Consider the following 17,531-nt stretch of genomic DNA (forward strand, 5'->3'; position numbering starts at 1 on the left):
GAGGCGCGTTCCCGCCCTTGGCAAAGCCCCTTCGATACCTTGCGACCCGCGGAACCCTGCATGCCGTCCCGACCCCGACCCAGCTTCGTCTCCCACCTGTTGCCCGGCTCCCTGGCGCTCTGCGGCCTGGCCATCGCCTGCGCCGTCCAGGGCGAGGAGCGACGCAGCCTCGAACCCATGGTGGTGACCGGCAGCTACAACCCCAGCGACACCTTCGACCTGCCGTTCTCGGTGGATAGCATCGAGCGTCGGCAGATCGCCGACGGCCAGCTCGGCATCAACCTCTCCGAAGTCCTGCCGCGGGTACCTGGCCTGGTGGTGCAGAACCGCCAGAACTACGCTCAGGACCTGCAAATCTCCTCGCGCGGCTACGGCGCCCGCTCGGCCTTCGGTATCCGCGGGCTGAAGCTGCTCGCCGACGGCATCCCGGCCAGTACGCCGGATGGCCAGGGCCAGGCCGCGACCCTCAACCTCGACGTCGCCGAGCGCATCGAGGTACTGCGCGGGCCGGCCTCGACGATCTACGGCAGCAACGCCGGCGGGGTGATCCAGATGTTCTCCCGCGACGGCCAGGGCGCCCCGCGGGTCGGCGCGGAAACCTCCGTCGGCAGCGATGGCCTGAGCCGCAACCACCTGTACACGGAAGGCGAGGGCGACGGGGTCGGTTTCCTGGTGGATGCCTCGCGGATGGACACCGACGGCTACCGCGACCACAGCGCCGCGCGCCGCGACCAGACCTTCGCCAAGCTGAACTTCAGGCCCGACGCCGACAGCCGCGTGGCGCTGATCTACAGCAGCCTGGAACAGAACGACACTGAAGATCCGCTGGGGCAGACCTGGGACGCCTACAAGCACGACCCGCGCTCCGTCACCGCCAACGCCGAGCTGTACGACACGCGCAAGAGCATCGACCACCAGCAGGCCGGGATGAACTACGAGCGCTACTTCGGCGAGGCGACCTTGCAGGTCAACGCCTACGTGGGCAAGCGCAGTGTCGTGCAGTATCTGTCGATCCCCAGGGGGGTGGCCTCCAACAGTCAGCGTGGCGGCGGCGTGGTGGACTTCGACCGCGACTTCCACGGTGGCACCGTGCGCTGGCTGCAACCGGTACGCCAGGCGCCGGGCGTGCTGAACCTGACCGTCGGCCTCGACTACGACCAGAGCCGCGACGACCGTCGCGGCTACCAGAACTTCAACGGCGACCAGCTCGGCGTGAAGGGCGAGTTGCGCCGCGACGAGGTGGACACCGCCACCAGCCTCGATCCCTACCTGCAGGCGAGCTGGGCCATCGACGCCTGGACCCTGCAGGCCGGGGTGCGCCACAGCACCATGAAGATGGAGGTCGACGACCGCTACCTGAGCAACGGCGATGCCAGCGGCTCGCGGCGCTACCGGAAGAACACCCCGTCGTTCTCGGTGATGTACGCCTTCACCCCCGACCTGCACGGCTACCTCAGCGCCGGCAAGGGCTTCGAGACTCCGACCCAGGCGGAGATGGCCTATGCGCCGGTGGCGGCGAACGCGCCGGACGTCTTCAACTTCGGCCTCAAGCCAGCCACCAGCAGCCAGTACGAAGCCGGGCTGAAGGCGCGCCTGTGGGGCAATACGCGGGTCAACGCGGCGATCTTCCAGATCCGCACCGAGGACGAGATCGTCGTCGCCAGCTCCCTCGGCGGTCGCACCAGCTACCAGAACGCCGGCAAGACCCTGCGTCGCGGCTTCGAACTGGGCCTGGAGAGCGAACTGAGCGAGCACTGGAACGCCAACCTGGCCTATACCCGGCTATCCGCCACCTACGATTCGGATTTCGAGGCCGGCGGCAAGACCATCGGCAAGGGCAAGCACCTGCCGGGCGTGCCGGAAAGCAGCCTGTTCGGCGAACTGGTGTGGAAGCCCGCGGAGGGCATCAGCATGGGCTGGGAAGGCATGTACCGCAGCCAGGTCTACGTCGAGGACAGCAACAGCGAAAAGGCCGCGCCGAGCTATGCGGTATTCAACTGGCGCACCCGCTTCGAGCAGCGCCTGGGAGCCTGGGCCTTCCACCAGCTGGTGCGCCTGGACAACCTGTTCGACCGCCAGTACGTCGGCTCGGTCATCGTCGGCGACGGCAACCGGCGTTACTACGAAGCGGCCCCCGGGCTGTCCTGGTACGCGGGAGCCGGGGTCGAATACCAATTCTGAAGTGCCGGATGCGCTTGTTCGCGCTACCCGGCCAGCCCTTGTCAGCGTCGTCAATTCCGATTACTGTATGGATGTACAGTAATCGGAAATCGCCTGCCTGCGCGACAAGGAGCACCGATCATGAGCCACAACCTTGCCGAACTGCCGCTGTCCCGACGCCGCGCCCTGGAGCGCGAGAAACAGGCCTGCCTGCGCCTCCACCTGTCCCGCAATCGTGCCAGCGAACGCCTGGAGCGCGCCGTGCGCGACGAAGTCGAGCGCCTGCTGGGTGCCCGCGAACGCCAGGGGGCCGGCTGGCCGGAGTGGGTCAGCGCGGAGCTCTGCGTGGCGGACGACCCGCTCTTCGTGCGCAAGGTGGTGGCGCGCCTGAAAGCCGCGGTGGACTGGCAACGCCAGCGCGCAGCCTGAGCGTTGCTCGCTTCAGGCCCCGCTGCCGTCGCTCCCGGGCGCGCGATGATGTTGCAGGGCGCGCTGGCGATGGCCGGCGAGGATGTACCGGTAGATCAGTCGTGCGAGTGGCTCCAGCTCCATTTTCTGGCCGTTCAGCGCGGCGCCGCACAGCGCCAGCTTGACCCGCTTGCCGCCGGCCACCGCGCGGGCTTCGGGGCGGGCGAAAGCCCGCGGGTCGAAACGGGCATGGCTGTCGAAGCGCGGTGCCGTGCAATCGAAGGTGGTCGCGAAGGTGAGTTCCAGCCAGCGCCCGCGCTCGATCTCCAGCGACTGGAAGGTGTACATCGGCACCTGCGGCGCGTTGGCGAAGGCGATGCTCTCCGGCGTCAGGGTGAGCGCGACCTGGCCGTGGCGCCGGTAGAGGAACACGCCCGCCAGGCAGGCGTACAGGCCGCCGCCCAGCAGCAGCGCGGCTGGCAGCCAGAACAGCCATTGGCCACTGGCCAGGCGCCAGGCGTTGGGCAGCGAAGCGAGCCAGAGACCGGTGGCGCCAGCCACCAGGCCAGCGAGCAGGGCAACGCAGGCGGTGCCCCGCGAGACCTCGCGGATCTCGCAGCGGGCTTCCAGCGGCGGCAGTTCGTCGAGGGTTTCGTCAGTTTCTTGCATGGGGATTCTCACAGGTCTTGCCGAGCAGGTCGGCGCTGAGCGCTCGGCTCAACGCCAGGGGGGCGCCGAACCAGACGCCCAGCGCCTGGCTCGGCGGTCGTGTCGGAACGGCCCGGCCGGCGGTCCCGGCCCAGGTGCGTTCGAAGCTCTCTCCCAGCGCCGTGCAGCGCAGGCCCAGCGGAGGGTGGGTATCCTGCGGATGGACCTGGAGTCCCTCCGCCCCGGGGGCCGGTGCTTCCAGGCCGGACTGGCCCAGGTAGACGTGGATGGCGTCCACCAGGTTGTCCGGCGCGCGCGCCGGAGCGAGCAGGCAGTGTTCGAGGAACGCCCGTATCGGCGCGCCGGCCGCCGCGCTGCGCAGCAGGGCCGAGGCCATCGCCGGCGCACCGGCCAGTTGTGCGGCGCGGCGGTCGGCGGCGAATTCGCGCAGGCGGCTCCAGTGGTTCACGGCGAGGCCGAAACGTTCGAGGAAGTACCCGGCCAACAGTCGCGCCGGTTCCAGTGCCGCACGTTCGAAGACGTTGGCTTCCTGCTCCTCGATGGCGGCCAGTTGGCTCGCGGCGCCCTGGTAGATCGGCAGGAAGTGCAGGCTGTAATGGGCGTCGCGGCCGGCGAAGTGGGCCAGTTCGTGAGCGATCACTGCACTCAGTTCGGCGCGGTCCAGCAGGCCCAGCAACGGTAGCGAGAGGTATAGGCTGCGTCCTTGCAGATGCTCGCCGGAAGGTTGCAGGCAGACGCGGTTGGCGGTCACGTAGAAGCCGTCGCAGAGACCTACCAACAGGTGCTGCGGGGCTGGCGTGTCGAGGCGCGCCGCCAGCTCGCGCAGTAGCGTCCAGAGTTCCGGTGCATCCTCTTCGCCCAGCCGGCGGCCGATGACATCCAGGGCCGGCGCCGGGCGCAGGCGCAAGCGGCTGATCTTCGCCAGCATTTGCCACGCCGACGCCAGCAGGCCGAGAAGGATCAGCGCCACGCTCAGTTGGGTGCGTCCTTCGCTGACCGGAACCTGGCCGACCCGCCACAGCCCGAGGATCTCGAACGTTCCGGCACAGGCCAGGGCCAGGGCGAGCAGGCCGATCTGGGCGAGGAGCAGGCAGGGCAGCAGGCGTCGGCCCAGCTCGAACCACAGGAGCAGGCAGCGACGCGAGCGCAGTGCGCTGCGTGCGGCGCCGGCGATGCCGGCCAGGGAGACGGCTCCCAATACGGCGACCAGCGCCGCCAGGCAGGCTCCGCTATCGGCGAGGACGGCGGCGAAGCGATTCAGGCGCTGTGCGCTTCGTGTGTCGGCGAGTCGCTCGTCGAGCCGCGCCAGGGCCAGGTCGCGCACATAGGCCCGGCCGTCCACCCGGACGCTGGCCCTCGGCGGCAGCGCCCGCGCTTCGGCGAGCGCGCGCTCGACCCGCTGCTGCGCGGCGCCCAGTCGCTCGGCCTGCTGCTCGGCGCGCCAGGACTGCCAGGCGCCGAGCCCCGCCAGCAGCGCTGGAACCAGCACCAGGCAAAGCAGCAGCCTTCGCGGATGGACCGTGCCCTTCACTCAGCCCTGGCTGCGCAGTTGTTGCAGGTAGCGCTGGGCGTGGGCGGCCTGGATGTAGGCGTCGAGGATCGCCGCCATGTCGTCGCAGTCCAGCTTCTTGCCATCGCTCTGCAGGCCGGCCGACATGATGGTGATGCGCGGGTCCTTGCCTTTGAAGGCCATGGCCTGGGAGGCGAACACCTGGCGTACGGCGCGATGGGTCGGCAGCGGCGTTTCGGGCCGCAGGTGGAGGGTCTGGGTGGTTTGCAGCATGTCGGCCTTGACGCTGAAATCGATGACGTCGGCCAGCTCGACCGGAGCCGACAGGCTGTCGGCCCAGAGCTGGGTACGGGTCAGGCGCATGAAGGGGGTCTTGCCGGAGTTGCGATGCTGGTAGCCGAGGAACAGCCCGAACAGGCCGAGCAGCAAGCCGACGACGCCGACCCCCGGCTTGCCCTGGGAGAACCACATGCCGGTCATGATGAAGGGCACGATGCTCAGCAGCGGACCCAGCACCACGTACTTGCGGGTATTGGTGAACTCGGTGGCCGGCGGTACGTTGGCGATCACCCGCTCCAGGTGGGCGATGACCTCGGCGGTCTTCGCCTGGTTCAGCTCTTCGTGTTCGGCACCGAGGGTTTCGGCGAGGTTGGAGACGAGGTCCCGGGGTTCCTGGTTGCTCATGGAAATATCCTTGGAGTTGGGAGTGAAGAGGAAGCACTGGGCGGGATCTCGCCCAGTTGGCGGAGCCGGGCCTGGGCGCGGGCGATGTCCAGGTAGAGGTCGATGACCTCCGCGGCTTCCAGTAGCGACAGGTTGCGACCGTTGAGGCGCCAGCCGGGGGACAGCAGGCGAACCCGTGGGCCGTCCCGGCATTCGCTGACGGCACGCGCGGCGAACGGATCGAGCGGGCGCGTGGATGGTGCCGGTAGCGCCTTGCCGTGCAGTTCGAGGACTATCGCGGAGAACCAGACCCCGTCCTCCAGGCGCAGGTCGGCGACCTCCAGCAGGTCCAGCGGCGCCGACAGGCTACGGGCGCGCAGGCGCCCCTGGCCGAGGACGAGGAACGGCGCGTTCCTGGCGTTGCGCTGCAGGCAGGCCAGGCACATGAGGAGGGCGGCCGCCGCCAGCAGGCACAGCGCCGCCGCCTCATGGCCGGGACCGGGGTGGTCGCGCAAGGTCCAGGCGCCGCCGAGCAGCAGCAGGCCGAGCAGGGCGGACAGCGGCGCCGCGCCACGGGCGGCGCCGATGCTTATCCGGTTGGGGACGCTGGCGACGAAGCGCCGCAACTGCGTGGCTTCGTCGCCCCTTGTCCCGGGGGGGCAGGGCGTTTGCGCGCCCGGCGGGATCACCGGCTTTCCCCGTGGCCTGCATCGAGCAGGCGGTTGAGCCACTGCGTGTCGTCGGCGCTGACGATGCGCCTTGCCTGTCGCAGCAGATCGTCGTCGAGCGCCAGGGAAAGGTCCGCGATCCGCTGGAAGGTCGGCGGGTGACTGTCGAAGGGGTGTTCCAGGCGGCGAGCGCTGTCGTGTTCGTCCAGTTCCAGGGAGTTCCCGCGCAGATGGTCGGTCAGCGCATGCACCAGGTTGCGCGTCTGCGGGCTGGCCAGCAGGCGTTCGATCAGTCCTGCAAGGGCGCAGGTGCGTAGCAGCGCGATGGCGAAGACCCGCGCGCCGGCTACCCGCGCCCCGACCTTGTCGGCGGCCAGTTCCTGGCGGCGATTCCAGTGCAGGTAGGCGCGCTCGAAGCGATCGAGGAAGTACAGCGCGGCCCACAGGCCCGGCTTGCCGAGCAGGCCGACATGCCCATCCTCGGGGGCGGCGATGCGTTCGATGCGCAGGCGCACCTGCCGCTGCAGGAGCGACAGGGATGCACCGTGGGCGGTGTCGCCGGCGGCGAAGTGGCCCAGTTCGTGGCCGATGATCGCGGCGCTTTCGGCCTCGCTCATGACCGAGGCATAGGTCAGCGGGATGTACAGGGTACGCCCCTCCAGCGGAATGCCGCGGGGCGCCAGCAGGACCTTGGCCTGGGTGACGAAGTAGCAGTGCTCGATGCCGGTGACGACATGGTCCGGTAGCGGCGCTCCGGCGCGGTCGGCGATCTGTCCCAGCCATTGCCAGAGGCCGGGCGCGGCGACCCGGTCGAGTTCGCGGCCGAGCAGGTGGAGCACCGGTTCCTCCAGCGGCAGCAGTTCGCCGCGCAGGCGCCGCAGCATGAGCAGGCCGCCGAGGAACAGCAGCCACAGCGGCAGCGAGAAGAGCAGGGCGACGAAGCCGTGGCTGTGCCAGTGGCTGTAGCTCCACAGCGCTTCGTAGAGCAACTGGCTGGCCAGGGCGGCGACCAGCAGGCCAGCGTGCAGCGGGACCAGTCGACCGAGGCGCCGCCAGGCCGGCGCGAGGTGGCCGAGCAGGTAGGCTTGCGAGCGCATCGAGCGGCGCCCGTCGTATTCCAGTCTCGCCAGCAAGGCGGCCGCGACCAGCGCCGACGCCAGCGCGCAGAGCTTGCCGATAGCGGCCAGCCAGCCGCGCAGAGCCAGCCAAGGATGGTCGCGGCGGATGGCCTCGGCGTCTTCGGCGAACTGGTGAAGATGACCTTCGACGCCATAGGCCGGACGGAACAGGTGACGGGGAATGGCGCCGGCGGCGTCCGGGTCGTTGCGCACCGAGGCGCTCCAGTCGCGCATGAACTGTTCGTCGCGCAGGGTCGAGTCGACCCGGAAGGCCTGCACGGCGGACCAGGCGTAGAGCGCCAGGGGAATCAGGAAGAGGAATGCGAGCAGCCTTACCCGCAGCGTATCGTGGCTCATCCGCGTTTATTTCTGCTCGAGGTAGTCGGTCAGGAATGCCTGGGGCTCGCCTGCGGACGACAGCGACTCGCTATAGGCGACCTGCCGCGTCTGCTGTTCGCCGGGCAGGTAGAGCTCGCCCCAGCCGTCGCGCACGATCAGGATCACATACTTGCTGCCGTTCAGTTCGGTGGAATAGCGACTGTCCCTGGCGCTCTTTTCCACCTTTACCTTGTGGATCAGGCGGTCCCAGTCGTGGTCCAGTCCTTCGACCTGCAACAGCGCTTCGTCGGCCGCCGCTTCGCCGATACGCAGGGTCCAGACCTTGAGCCCCTGCTGGCCCTGGTAGGCCACCACCTTGTCGGCGACTGGCGGCCGCGCCTCTTCGGCCTGCGCCGTGCAGGATCCCCACGCCAGTGCGCCCATCAGCAGCGCCGCAGTCCACTTTGCTATCATTCTCGCCCCCTTTGGCAACGCGATGTAAAAGGGGCGCATCTATTAATACAGGCGCGAGCCACGAACAACCGAGGCGGCCGCCGCTCACAGGAAAAGCGTCGTCGCCCACAGGTTCGGTTCGATCAGCGCACGGAACCATCCTGGAAAGCCGATGCCTGAACCGGTTCAGATGGTTGCGTCCCACCGATACCTACGCCATGGAAAGCTGGAATCCCTACCACGACACGGAGCTCTATTTCGACGCTCCTTCACCCCTGTGCCAGTCGCAGATCCTCGACGCGCGCGAAATGCTCGGCAGCGCCACCGGTCACTACCAGGCGCGGACGGTGCGCCCGTCGATGCAGTATTTCGATTGCGACCTGAGCTTCACCGAGCCGCTGCGAACCCACAAGGTGCTGCCGGAAGGCCTGTGCATCGTGCAGATGTTCGATGGCCAGTGGCGGCACAGCGTCGACGGCGGCGAGCCTTATCTCTACAACCTGGGCGGTCCTTCGGTGCTCGGCACCGGCGAGCCGATGGAGGCCTTCGATATCCTGCCGGCGGGCAGCCGCGTGCGCCTGGGCGGGCTGCGGATCGCCGCCAGCTATCTGGAAGAGGAACTGGAAACCGGCGATGGCGCCTTGCGGCCGCTGGCGCGGCTGAAGGGCGACGGCGCGAGCTTTACCCAGTTGTCCCGTTGCGGCGCCATCACCGCCCTGTTCGAGCGCCTCTACCAGAATCCATACCGCGGCGCCCTCGGACGCCTGCACGAAGAGAGCCTGACCCTGGGCCTGCTGGTGGAGCTGGCCGCCTACCTGGGCGGCGCGGACCTTCGTCGCGCGCGCACCCCACGCGCCCAGCGCGACCTGGCCCATGAAGCGCGCCGCCTGCTGGAGGCGAACCTCGGTGAGCCGCCGGCCAGCCTCGAACTGGCGCGCCAACTGGGGGTCGGCGAAACCACCCTGCGGCGGATTTTCAAGAACGAGTTCGGTCGCTCGATGTTGCAGTACGTCCGCGACCGGCGTCTCGAGATCGGCCGGCAGATGGTCCGCGAGGGTCGCTGGCAGATCGCGCAGATAGCCTATCGCCTGGGTTACTCCAGTCCGGAAAACTTCACCCATGCCTACCGCGCGCGCTTCGGCCATCCGCCGGGGCGCGAGTGAGGCGGACGCGGTTCAGAGCGAACGCTGGTCGACCCGCGCGGAAAGCTGCTCGGCGCTTTCCTTGCGCTCCGAATAGCGGTCCACCAGGAAGTCCGTGCGCTCGCGCAGGAGCAGGGTGAACTTGAACAACTCCTCCATCACGTCGACCACCCGGTCGTAGTAGGGCGATGGCTTCATCCGGCCCGCTTCGTCGAACTCCAGGTAGGCCTTGGGAACCGAGGACTGGTTGGGGATGGTGAACATGCGCATCCAGCGACCCAGCACGCGCAACTGGTTGACCACGTTGAACGACTGCGAGCCGCCGCAGACCTGCATCACCGCCAGGGTCTTGCCCTGGGTCGGGCGCACCGCCCCGAGTGCCAGGGGAATCCAGTCGATCTGCGCCTTGAATACCGCGGACAGCGCACCGTGGCGCTCGGGCGAGCACCAGACCTGGCCTTCCGACCACTGCACCAGGTCGCGCAACTCGCGGACCTTGGGATGCTCCACCGGTGCATCGTCGGGCAATGGCAGCCCGGAAGGGTCGAAAATCCGCGTTTCGGCACCGAAGCGTTCGAGCAGGCGTGCGGCCTCCAGCACCAGCAGGCGGCTGAAGGAGCGCTCGCGGGTCGAGCCGTAGAGCAGGAGGATGCGCGGCCTGTGCCCGGAGACGGGGGGCGGGTCGCCGAGCAGCGCGGGATCGAGGTTGGGTAGTTGTTCGGACATGCTTCCTCCGGTCAGAGCGAGCCGATGCGCTCCAGCTCACGCTTGAGCTGGTCGCGATCCAGGGTAGCGAAGGGCAGGCCGAGGAAGGCTCGGCAACGCTGTTCGATGCGTGCCAGGGTGGCGTGGAACGCCGCATCCCGCAGGGCTTCGTCGCCATCCAGGGCGGAGGGATCGGCCAGGCCCCAATGGGCCTTCAGCGCTGCGCCGAGATACAGCGGGCAGGCTTCCCCCGCGGCGGCGTCGCAAACGGTAATGACGATGTCCGGCGGTGCGCCTTCGAAGGCTTCGCTGCCCTTGCTGTACAGGCCGTGGGTGGCGATGCCGGCCTGTTCGAGGGTCGCCAGGCTGCGCGGATGCACCCGCCCGCTGGGCTGGCTGCCGGCGCTGCATGCCTCGAAACCCGGCGGGGCCAGGTGGTTGAACATGGCTTCGGAAAGAATGCTGCGGCAACTGTTGGCCGTGCACATGAACAGGACTCGCATGGGATGCTCCTGCCGCCGTCGCCGGCGGCCGTCAGATGGCCAGGCGCAGGGCCAGGGCCGAAAGGGTCGCCAGCAGGACCGGCAGGGTCAGCAGGGCGCCGATCCTGAAGTAGTAGCCCCAGGTGATGCGCATGCCTTTGCGCGCCAGCACGTGCAGCCAGAGCAGCGTCGCCAGGCTGCCGATAGGGGTGATCTTCGGACCCAGGTCGCAGCCGATGACGTTGGCGTAGATCATCGCTTCGCGCACCGCGCCGGCGGTGTCGCTGGCCTGGATCGACAGGGCGCCGAGCAGCACGCTGGGCATGTTGTTCATTACCGACGAGAGGGCGGCGGAAAGCAGTCCGGTACCCAGCGCGGCCGCCCATACGCCGTGCTCGGCCAGGCGGTTCAGGAGCTGCGCCAGGAGGTCGGTGAGACCGGCGTTCTTCAGGCCGTAGACCACCAGGTACATGCCCAGCGAGAAGACCACGATCTGCCAGGGCGCTTCGCGCAGCACCCGCCGGGTCGAGATCACCCGCCCGCGCCCGGCCACCGCCAGCAGCAGTGCCGCACAGGCCGCGGCCACCGCGCTGACGGGGACGCCCAGCGGCTCCAGGGCGAACAGCCCGGCGAGCAGGACCAGCAGCATCCAGCCACCGACGACGAAGGTCGCGCGGTCGCGGATCGCCGCCCGCGGCGGCTTCAATTGCTCCAGCGCATAGACCGGCGGCAGGTCGCGGCGGAAATAGAGGAACAGCACCAGCAGGGAGGTCGCGACGCTCACCAGGTTTACCGGCAGCATGACCGCGGCGTACTCGCCGAAGCCGAGCCCGAAGTAGTCGGCCGAGACGATGTTCACCAGGTTCGAGACCACCAGCGGCAGGCTGGCGCTGTCGGCGATGAAGCCCGCCGCCATGACGAAGGCCAGGGTCGCCGCCGGGCTGAAGCGCAGGGCCAGCAGCATCGACATCACGATGGGCGTGAGGATCAGCGCCGCGCCGTCGTTGGCGAACAGCGCCGAGACCGCCGCGCCGAGCAGCACGCAGAAGGCGAACAGGCGCCGGCCGTCGCCGCCAGCCCAGCGCGCGACGTGCAGCGCGGCCCATTCGAAGAAGCCGGCCTCGTCCAGCAGCAGGCTGATGACGATCACCGCGATGAAGGTGGCGGTGGCATTCCAGACGATGTTCCAGACGGTCGGGATGTCGCCCGGCGCGACGCTGCCCAGCGCCAGGGCGAGCAGGGCGCCGATGCTGGCGCTCCAGCCGATGCCGAGGCCCCTGGGCTGCCAGATGACCAGGACCAGGGTGAACAGGAAGATGGCGAAGGCGATCAGCATGGGGCGGCTCGCGCTATTGGCAGCAGGCGGAGGCGCGCTGCGGGCGGCCGTCCATGTCGCGCAGGCGCGCTGCGTCGGCTTGCAGCCAGTCGCCGTTGGCCCGCAGGGTCACTTGCAGGACTTCGTGGATCCAGGCCGGCAGCGCAGGGTTCAGGCGGTAATACACCCACTGGCCCTGGCGACGGTCGAGGAGCAGCCCGGCACTGCGCAACTGGGCCAGGTGGCGGCTGATCTTCGGCTGGCTGTCGGCGAGGGCGCACATCAGTTCGCAGACGCACAGTTCGCCCTGGTCGACGATCAGCAGGGTGGCGCGAACACGCGTCTCGTCGGCCAGGCACTTGAACACTTCGGCGGGGCTGGGCATCGCTGGGCCTTCCTGGATATATGGAAAGCTGAATATACGGATATCCGTATGTATTGCAAGCGCCCCCGCTCCCGCCGGCTAGCGGCGGGCGGCCTGGACTTCCTCGCTCGGCGTGCGCCCGAAGTAGCGCTTGAACTCGCGGCTGAACTGCGAGGGACTCTCGTAGCCGACCTGGTTGGCGGCGGTACTGGCGTTCAGCCCGTCCTGCACCATCAGGCTCCAGGCCTTGTACAGGCGCACGCTCTTCAGGTACTGGAGGGGCGAGGTGAAGGTCATCGCCTTGAAGTTGTGGTGGAAGGTCGACACGCTCATGTTCGCCTCGCGAGCCAGGGTGTCGATGTCCAGCGCACTGGCGTAGTCGGTGTGGATGCGCCGCAGGGCCCTGGCCATGCGCCCGTAGCCGCTGTGCCGGCCGGCCACCGCACGCAGGGCGTTGCCCTGCTCGCTGCGCAGGGCGCGGAAGATGATCTCGCGGACCAGTTGCGGGCCGAGGATATGGCTGTCCAGCGGGCTCTGCAGGCAGCCCAGCAGGCGCATCACCGCATCGGCCATCCCCGCGTCCAGCGGTACCGAAGCCATCGGCGCGCTGGGTGCCAGCTCATTGTCGTCGTCGCTGCCGGGAGCCTCTTCCATCTGTAGCAGCAGTTCCTTCAAGGTGCCGATATCCACGTCGACGCTCACTCCCAGCAAGGGTTCGGCGGCGGAGGCGTGGGTTTCGCATTCGAACGGCAGGGGCACCGACATCACCAGGTAGCGTTCGGCGTCGTAGCGGTAGGTTTCGCCGCCGAGGAAACCGATCTTCTGGCCCTGGGCGAGGATGCAGATGCGCGGCTCATAGAACACCGGGCTGCGCGGATAGGCCTGTTCGGCGCGCATCAGGCGAACCCCGGGGATGCGGGTGGCGTCGAAACCCGGTTCGTCTTGCAGGGTGGCGATCAGCGACGCCATGTCGGTGGAAGTAGTGCTCATGCCTTGGCTGTTTCTCCAGGAGGGGAGGCAAACGTAGCAACCCCGTGCGCGCCTGGGCAGTGGCGGCACGCAACATCGGCATGAATGGGCAAGGCTTCGACAGGAATGGACATTCTGCGGCGGCGCCCATCCGGCGAACAATTGCCCCCCGAACGGACCGCCGCCAGCAAGCCGTCGCGGCCCGCCATCCTGCGAAGAGGACACACCGATGACCCTACAGATCCGCGGCTACGCCGCCCAGTCCGCCAGCACCCCGCTGACCGCCCATCGCTTCGAACGCCGCGCGCCGCGCGCCGACGACCTGGTGATCGACATCCTCTACTGCGGCGTCTGCCACTCGGACCTCCATCAGGCGCGCAACGAATGGCACAACAGCCTGTACCCGCTGGTGCCGGGCCACGAGATCATCGGCCGGGTCGCCAGCGTCGGCGAGGCGGTGAGCGGTTTCGCGGTCGGCGAACTGGTCGGCGTCGGCTGCATGGTCGACTCCTGCCGGCACTGCGCCGCCTGCTCCGAGGGCCTGGAGCAGTATTGCGCGGAATACCCGACCCTGACCTACAACGGCCGCGACCGCCACGACGGCCTGCCGACCTTCGGCGGCTACTCGGAGCGCATCGTGGTCTCGGCCAGGTTCGTCCTGCGCATTCCCCAGGGGCTCGATCCGAAGGCGGCGGCGCCGCTGCTGTGCGCCGGGATCACGTCCTACTCGCCACTGCGTCACTGGAAGGTCGGTCCCGGCAGCCGGGTGGCGGTGGTCGGCCTGGGCGGCCTCGGTCACATGGGCCTGAAGTTCGCCAGGGCGCTCGGTGCCGAGGTGGCCCTGTTCACCCGCTCGCCGGGCAAGGAAGAGGAAGCGCGGCGGCTCGGCGCCGACCAGGTGATCCTTTCCACCGACCCACAGCGGATGGCCGCCGTCGCCGGACGCTTCGACCTGATCCTGGACACCGTGCCGCACCAGCATGACCTCAATCCTTATCTGGCGACCCTCAAGCGCGACGGCACCCTCGTACTGGTCGGCCTGCTCGAGCCGCTGGAGCCGGCGGTGCACGGTGCGCAACTGGTGATGGGACGCCGCTCGATCGCCGGCTCGGCCATCGGCGGCATCGCCGAGACCCAGGAAATGCTGGATTTCTGCGCGGCCCACGGGATCGCCTGCGACATCGAGATGATCGAGATCCAGCAGATCAACCAGGCCTACGAGCGGATGCTGGCCAGCGACGTGAAGTATCGCTTCGTGATCGACATGGCCTCCCTGCAGAAGTCCTTCTGAGACGGGCCGTCGGCGCCGGCGGGCTCAGCAGCCCTCGGCGTCGACCAGGAAGGTCTCGAAACGCACGCTTTTCGCCCCCAGCCGCCAGACGCCCGCGCTCAGCGGGCCTTGCGCGTCCTCCCGGGCCTGCCAGGCGCGTTCGCAGTCCTCGCGTGAACGCCAGCAGGTGTAGTTCAGCACGTGCTGGCCGTCCTCGCTGGGGTGCAGGCTGGCGGACAGGTAGCCCGGGCAGTTCCTGAAGCAGCGTTCCAGGCGTTGCAGGTGCGCGTTCTGTTCCAGCGCCAGCGACAACTGGCTGGCGGGTTCCACCTCGATATCGATGAGTTGCGCGTAGCACGGCGACCGCTCGCTAGCGGCCGGGCACTGATCGTCGGTGCAGCAGTAGGAGGAGGGGATGAGCATGGCGGGTTACTCCGGGTGACTTGTGTCGAGGGCCGGCCCAGGGTAAAACCTCAAGCAAACTTGAGGTCAAGCCAATCATGAAGAATTCCTGCGCATCTCGTGAACTGAGCGTCGGCGAACTGGCCAGGCGTGCCGGCGTGGCGGTCTCCGCCCTGCATTTCTACGAAACCAAGGGGCTGATCAGCAGCCAGCGCAACGCCGGCAACCAGCGGCGCTTCAGTCGCGAGACGCTACGCCGGGTGGTGGTGATCAAGGTCGCCCAGCGGGTCGGCATTCCCCTCGCGGAGATCGCTCGCGCCCTGCAGACCCTGCCGGCGGGGCGCAGCCCTAGCGCGGCGGACTGGGCGCGCCTGTCGGCGCAGTGGAAGGAGGATCTCACCGAGCGCATCGACAAGCTACTGCTGTTGCGCGACCAACTGGACGGCTGCATCGGTTGCGGCTGCCTGTCGCTCCAGGCCTGCCCGTTGCGCAACCCCGGCGACCAGCTGTCCGCCGAGGGGCCGGGAGCGCACTGGCTGGACGCCGAGGGCCGCGAGCCCGACGGCTAGGCAGCGGTCAGCCGTGGTGCTGGCGGTCGGCGACGGCCGGGCTGTCCTGCAGGTTGTCCGGCGGGATCGCCAGGGCGCGTAGCGATCCGGCCATGATGTCGCTGAAGGTGGGCGCCGAGACCAGGCCGCCGAAGTAGCCGATCCTGGTCGGCGAATCGATCATCACCGCCAGCACCAGTTGCGGGTCGGACGCCGGCGCCATGCCGACGAACAGCGAACGGTAGGACTTGTCCGCGTAGCCCCGGCCCGAGGCCTTGCGCGCGGTGCCGCTCTTGCCCGCCACGTGGTAGCCCGGCACGCGGGCGCGGACCACGCCCTTCGGGTCTTCCACCACGGTTTGCAGCATCGCCCGGATGCGCCGTGCGATCTGCGGGTCCATCGCCTGGCGCACCTGGTTCTGCGGGTTGTCGCGGAGCAGGCTGAGCGGCACCAGCTTGCCGTCGTTGGCGAACACCGAGTAGGCCTGGGCCAGCTCGGCGGTGTTCACCGCCAGGCTGTAGCCGAACGACATGCTGGCGGTGGCGATGTTCGACCATTTCTCGTGGAACGGCAGGTAGCCCGGGTTCTCGCCGGGGAAGCCCAGCGACAGCGGCGCGCCGAAACCGACCCGGCCGAGCTGTTCGAGGATCGGCTTGGGTCCGATCTGCAGGGCGACCTTGCTCATGCCGATGTTCGAGGAGTTGATCAGCACCCCGGTCATGGTCAGTACGTCGCGCCGGGCGACGTCGTGGATGGTGTGCCCGTCGATGGTCATCCAGCCCGGTGCCACGCTGACTTGACTGTTCTCGTCGAACTTGCCGGAGGCCAGCGCCGCCGACATGCTGAACGGCTTGATCACCGAGCCCGGCTCGAAGGTATCGGTGAGGGTGCGGTTGCGCATGAAGGCCGGGGCGAAGCTGGCGCGGTTGTTCGGGTTGTAGGAGGGGAAGTTGGCCATCGCCAGGATCTGCCCGCTCTTCGGGTTCACCAGGACCGCCGAGCCGGAGTGCGCGCCGAACTTGAGCACGGCCTTTTCCAGCGCCTTGTAGGCGATGAACTGTAGTCGCAGGTCGATGCTCAGGGCCACGTCCTGGCTGGCCTTGGGCGTCTTCAGCACCTTGATGCTGTTGACCAGCGAGCCGCGCGGGTTGATCGCCACCTCGCGTACCCCGTCCTTGCCGCTCAGCCAGTCGTTGAAGCCCAGTTCGGTGCCTTCCTGGCCGCGGCCGTCGATGTTGACCAGGCCGATCAACTGCGCGGTCAGCTCGGAACTGGGGTAGAAACGCTTGTATTCCTTGATCTGGTGTACCCCCGTTATGCCCAGGGCCATCACCTCGCTGGCCTCGATCGGCGACAGGCCGCGCTCGAGGTAGAGGAAGCGCTTGTTCGGGTTGGCCTGGAGCTGGGCCAGCAGCGGCGCCGCGGGGCGGTGCAGGGCGCCGGCCAGGCGCGGCACCTCGTCGAGGTGGGCGGCCATTTCCCTGGGGTTGCACCAGATCGACGCGACTTCGGTGGATACCGCCAGCGGCTCGCCGTTGCGGTCGGTGATCATGCCGCGGGTGACCGGGATCGGCAGGTCGCGGATCGAGCGAAGGTCGCCCTGGTCGGCGAGGAATTCGTGGTCGTGGACCTGGAGATAGACCAACCGTCCGGAGACGGCCAGGGAGGCGAGGACGAACAGGGTGACGACAAGGATGAAGCGGTAGTTTCGGCGTTGACTGCTCATGCAAGGGCACACTGGGGAAGAGGGAGAGCGGAAGCCCGTCCGGGGCAGTGCTGAAACATCCTGTTGCAGTTGGCAACTGTACCGTCACCCGCCACCCGCCGGTCAAGCCCTTTGCCGCCGTCTAGAGCACCAGGCGCATCGCGCAGCGGCTGTCGGCGGCGAAGCCGATCTCCTGCTCGTGGCCGAGGATCGCGCGCAAGCGCTCGCCGGCTTCCTGCCAGGTCAGCCGCTGGAAGCCCAGGCGTGCGTAGAACGGCGCGTTCCAGGGCACGTCGCAGAAGGTCGTCAGGGTCAGCGCCCGGCAGTGGCTGGCGTGGGCGTAGGTCACCGCGCGCTCCAGCAGGCGGCGGCCCAGGCCCTGTTGCTGGTGGGCCTGGGCGATGGACAACTCGGCGATGTGCAACTCGTCGGCGCAGCGTTCGGCGGCGAGGAAACCGACCGGCTGGCCATCGGCGTCTTCCGCCAGCCAGTGGCTGCCGCGCTCGATCAGGCGGCGATGGAAGTCCACCCCGGCGACCCCGGCGTCGGCGATCCAGGCCAGCTCGGGCAGCAGGCGGAAGCTTTCCCCGGCTGAGCGCTCGATGGCCGGGAGCAGCGCGGCGTCCTCGTCGCGGCTGGTTCTGATGCGGTAGTCCATTGGC

The 17,531-nt window shown here is 68.6% G+C and carries 19 protein-coding genes; 5 read left to right on the top strand and 14 right to left on the bottom strand.

Annotated features, from left to right (window positions below; all coding sequences use genetic code 11):
- Positions 1–60: 60 nt before the first annotated feature.
- Positions 61–2,181 carry a TonB-dependent receptor family protein gene (locus AT700_RS13560; RefSeq protein WP_004343616.1) on the top strand — a complete coding sequence of 707 codons (2,121 nt, stop codon included), beginning with the start codon at positions 61–63 and terminating at the stop codon, positions 2,179–2,181.
- Positions 2,182–2,301: 120 nt separating this feature from the next.
- Positions 2,302–2,589 carry a hypothetical protein gene (locus tag AT700_RS13565; protein WP_003089338.1) on the top strand — a complete coding sequence of 96 codons (288 nt, stop codon included), beginning with the start codon at positions 2,302–2,304 and terminating at the stop codon, positions 2,587–2,589.
- A gap of 12 nt (positions 2,590–2,601) precedes the next feature.
- On the opposite strand, the gene AT700_RS13570 is transcribed toward AT700_RS13565, so the two are convergent.
- The 6 genes from AT700_RS13570 to AT700_RS13595 are packed head-to-tail and all read right to left on the bottom strand — an operon-like array spanning position 2,602 to position 7,988.
- Positions 2,602–3,237, bottom strand: coding sequence for a hypothetical protein (locus AT700_RS13570; RefSeq protein WP_003113758.1), 636 nt, complete (start codon positions 3,235–3,237; stop codon positions 2,602–2,604).
- Positions 3,224–4,768, bottom strand: coding sequence for a M48 family metallopeptidase (locus AT700_RS13575; RefSeq protein ID WP_003144109.1), 1,545 nt, complete (start codon positions 4,766–4,768; stop codon positions 3,224–3,226). Before AT700_RS13575 ends, AT700_RS13570 begins: the two co-directional genes overlap by 14 nt.
- Positions 4,769–5,431, bottom strand: a complete 663-nt coding sequence (locus tag AT700_RS13580) for a hypothetical protein (RefSeq protein ID WP_003089328.1) — start codon at positions 5,429–5,431, stop codon at positions 4,769–4,771.
- On the bottom strand, positions 5,428–6,099 hold the full coding sequence (locus AT700_RS13585) for a hypothetical protein (protein WP_003144110.1): 672 nt from the start codon (positions 6,097–6,099) through the stop codon (positions 5,428–5,430). Before AT700_RS13585 ends, AT700_RS13580 begins: the two co-directional genes overlap by 4 nt.
- The gene (locus AT700_RS13590) at positions 6,096–7,553 is read right to left on the bottom strand and encodes a M48 family metalloprotease (RefSeq protein WP_003144113.1); all 1,458 of its coding nucleotides are present in this window, start codon (positions 7,551–7,553) and stop codon (positions 6,096–6,098) included. The genes AT700_RS13585 and AT700_RS13590 overlap by 4 nt, the downstream gene beginning before the upstream one ends.
- A gap of 6 nt (positions 7,554–7,559) precedes the next feature.
- The gene (locus AT700_RS13595; protein WP_004343608.1) at positions 7,560–7,988 is read right to left on the bottom strand and encodes a hypothetical protein; all 429 of its coding nucleotides are present in this window, start codon (positions 7,986–7,988) and stop codon (positions 7,560–7,562) included.
- A 287-nt stretch (positions 7,989–8,275) separates the two neighbouring features.
- Here AT700_RS13595 and AT700_RS13600 point away from each other — a divergent pair, with 287 nt between their 5' ends.
- Positions 8,276–9,130, top strand: coding sequence for a helix-turn-helix transcriptional regulator (locus AT700_RS13600; protein WP_003122741.1), 855 nt, complete (start codon positions 8,276–8,278; stop codon positions 9,128–9,130).
- Between the two features lie 12 nt (positions 9,131–9,142).
- Here the strand turns inward: AT700_RS13600 and arsH are convergent, their stop codons facing one another.
- The 5 genes from arsH to AT700_RS13625 form a co-directional block, all read right to left on the bottom strand.
- The gene (gene arsH, locus AT700_RS13605) at positions 9,143–9,835 is read right to left on the bottom strand and encodes an arsenical resistance protein ArsH (protein WP_003117819.1); all 693 of its coding nucleotides are present in this window, start codon (positions 9,833–9,835) and stop codon (positions 9,143–9,145) included.
- An 11-nt stretch (positions 9,836–9,846) separates the two neighbouring features.
- Complete coding sequence (locus AT700_RS13610; protein WP_003112098.1) at positions 9,847–10,317, bottom strand: arsenate reductase ArsC; 471 nt, start codon at positions 10,315–10,317, stop codon at positions 9,847–9,849.
- 31 nt (positions 10,318–10,348) lie between these two features.
- Positions 10,349–11,632 (bottom strand): arsenic transporter, encoded by a 1,284-nt coding sequence (locus AT700_RS13615; protein WP_004343601.1) that lies wholly within the window; start codon positions 11,630–11,632, stop codon positions 10,349–10,351.
- A 13-nt stretch (positions 11,633–11,645) separates the two neighbouring features.
- The gene (locus AT700_RS13620; RefSeq protein ID WP_003089312.1) at positions 11,646–11,996 is read right to left on the bottom strand and encodes a metalloregulator ArsR/SmtB family transcription factor; all 351 of its coding nucleotides are present in this window, start codon (positions 11,994–11,996) and stop codon (positions 11,646–11,648) included.
- A gap of 78 nt (positions 11,997–12,074) precedes the next feature.
- Positions 12,075–12,965, bottom strand: coding sequence for an AraC family transcriptional regulator (locus tag AT700_RS13625; RefSeq protein WP_003113750.1), 891 nt, complete (start codon positions 12,963–12,965; stop codon positions 12,075–12,077).
- 208 nt (positions 12,966–13,173) lie between these two features.
- On the opposite strand from AT700_RS13625, the gene AT700_RS13630 reads away from it, so the two are divergent.
- Positions 13,174–14,235, top strand: coding sequence for an NAD(P)-dependent alcohol dehydrogenase (locus tag AT700_RS13630; RefSeq protein WP_003113749.1), 1,062 nt, complete (start codon positions 13,174–13,176; stop codon positions 14,233–14,235).
- A gap of 24 nt (positions 14,236–14,259) precedes the next feature.
- On the opposite strand, the gene pumA is transcribed toward AT700_RS13630, so the two are convergent.
- Entirely contained in the window at positions 14,260–14,637 is a 378-nt protein-coding gene (pumA, locus tag AT700_RS13635; RefSeq protein WP_003089304.1) for a monooxygenase PumA, read from the bottom strand.
- A gap of 77 nt (positions 14,638–14,714) precedes the next feature.
- Between pumA and soxR the strand changes: the two genes are divergently transcribed.
- Complete coding sequence (soxR, locus tag AT700_RS13640; protein WP_058207835.1) at positions 14,715–15,185, top strand: redox-sensitive transcriptional activator SoxR; 471 nt, start codon at positions 14,715–14,717, stop codon at positions 15,183–15,185.
- Between the two features lie 7 nt (positions 15,186–15,192).
- On the opposite strand, the gene AT700_RS13645 is transcribed toward soxR, so the two are convergent.
- Both AT700_RS13645 and AT700_RS13650 read right to left on the bottom strand, forming a co-directional pair.
- Positions 15,193–16,890: a peptidoglycan D,D-transpeptidase FtsI family protein gene (locus tag AT700_RS13645; RefSeq protein WP_003110751.1), complete on the bottom strand. Its 1,698-nt coding sequence runs from the start codon at positions 16,888–16,890 to the stop codon at positions 15,193–15,195.
- A 121-nt stretch (positions 16,891–17,011) separates the two neighbouring features.
- Positions 17,012–17,527 carry a GNAT family N-acetyltransferase gene (locus AT700_RS13650; protein ID WP_003089295.1) on the bottom strand — a complete coding sequence of 172 codons (516 nt, stop codon included), beginning with the start codon at positions 17,525–17,527 and terminating at the stop codon, positions 17,012–17,014.
- Positions 17,528–17,531 lie beyond the last annotated feature (4 nt).

The sequence above is a fragment of the Pseudomonas aeruginosa genome, from assembly GCF_001457615.1.
GTDB lineage: Bacteria > Pseudomonadota > Gammaproteobacteria > Pseudomonadales > Pseudomonadaceae > Pseudomonas > Pseudomonas aeruginosa.